Annotated in this window: 1 protein-coding gene; it reads left to right on the top strand. The window is 41.8% G+C overall.

What is annotated here, in order from left to right; genetic code table 11:
- Positions 1-365: 365 nt before the first annotated feature.
- The gene (locus H6A34_RS14370) at positions 366-1373 is read left to right on the top strand and encodes a DUF3871 family protein (RefSeq protein ID WP_205106071.1); all 1008 of its coding nucleotides are present in this window, start codon (positions 366-368) and stop codon (positions 1371-1373) included.
- Positions 1374-1574 lie beyond the last annotated feature (201 nt).

The following is a 1574-nucleotide window of genomic DNA, read 5'->3' on the forward strand; positions in this document are numbered from 1 at the left end:
AGAAAACTACCGCTTCATTGGATTCGGTAGCTGGAACAAACAACGTTGAGAGTGCTTAGGGAAAAAGACCTCGACGTACTGATTAATTTCCTTGAGGGCATTGCTACGCTCTTGAAGGGAATAAAGAAATTACAGGGGGTAATCGTGAAACTTATTGAATCGCGAGAGCCTCCTTAGTTTTTCATCTTTTAAATCATCGTAACATGGAAAAGACAAAGAAGAACAAGACATCATGCAGTATAGTCTCAATCAATGACACAGCTGCAAATCGACCGGATACTAAGGCTAAAATAATAAGAATGCCCCAACGTCCGGTCCTTTATTTCTTCAACATCGGGTAAACAACGATTAAAACCATAAACAAAATGAGAACAAAAGATAATCAGGAACAGACGATAACCATGCCATTCGAGGGTGAGGTTATAACAAATGACGATGGAGCAAAAGGTAAAAATCATCCTAACTTCATCGAGAGCAATACTCAGGCTATATCGCTTGAAGAACTGACCGAGAGAAATATCATACCTACATTCAGCGATAATTCATTGACCATCAGCCACCAGAACTTCATCGGAGCTGTTACAAAGGTGGCAAGCAATGTGTTCGGTGAGCTTACGCCAGTTGAGTTAAGGGTTTCACATCCTGTAATCGGTCGTATCCCATCTGCCCAGCATAAGAAAGCATACGAACTTACGGAAAAAGAGAAAACCGTATTCTACCAAAGGATGGCTTTCTGTTGTCATGTGGCCAATTTAACAAGAACCATCAACGGACAAACTGTACATCTTTGTATTGGAGGAGTGAGGGCGTACAACGAGGACAAATTATACAGCAGGAAATCGGCGATGAAGTTCAAGGTGTTCGTAGGCTGGCAGGTCCGTGTATGTTCAAACTTAATGCTGACCTGTGACGGTTATTCGGGAACTATTGAATGTTTGACCGAGGCTGATATAATGCAAAAGACATTCGAGCTGTTCGGTGGTTTCGAGCCTAGGATGGACGACACTTTACACCAGCTTGAAGGATTGAGAGCGACACCTATACCAGAGGAGTTGTTTTGTAAAATCATAGGTAGAATGAGGTTATATCAAGCATTACCAATGAACGAACAGAGAAAACTGCCACAGCTTATTGTTGGAGATACAGCTGTCAATGCAATGGTAAGGAATTATGTTTCTAACCCTGACTTCGGAATAACAAGCGGTGACGACTTTACCTGCTGGAACCTTATGCAACTCGGGAATGAGGCCGTCAAACAAAGCTATATCGACAAGTGGCTTGAGAGGAACCGGAACTGCACTGACTTTGCGATAGGTATACAGAAGGCGATAAACGGCGATGACACTGAGGGCTATTCCTGGTTCATCAACTGACTTACAAGGAGAGATACACAATCAATTAAATAAAGGACGTGTGTCCCTCCTTTTTTGTTTCAACTTAATTCAAAACTATAAAGCAAAACAATTATGACAAAAACAAGATTTGAAAGACCAGTATTACCGAAGGACGCAACGGAAGAAGATAGAAGGAAAGCAATGTTCGACGCCCTTTATTCACTCGACCTTTCGGATAAA

This window comes from Marseilla massiliensis (genome assembly GCF_016899855.1).
Classification (GTDB): Bacteria; Bacteroidota; Bacteroidia; order Bacteroidales; family Bacteroidaceae; genus Prevotella.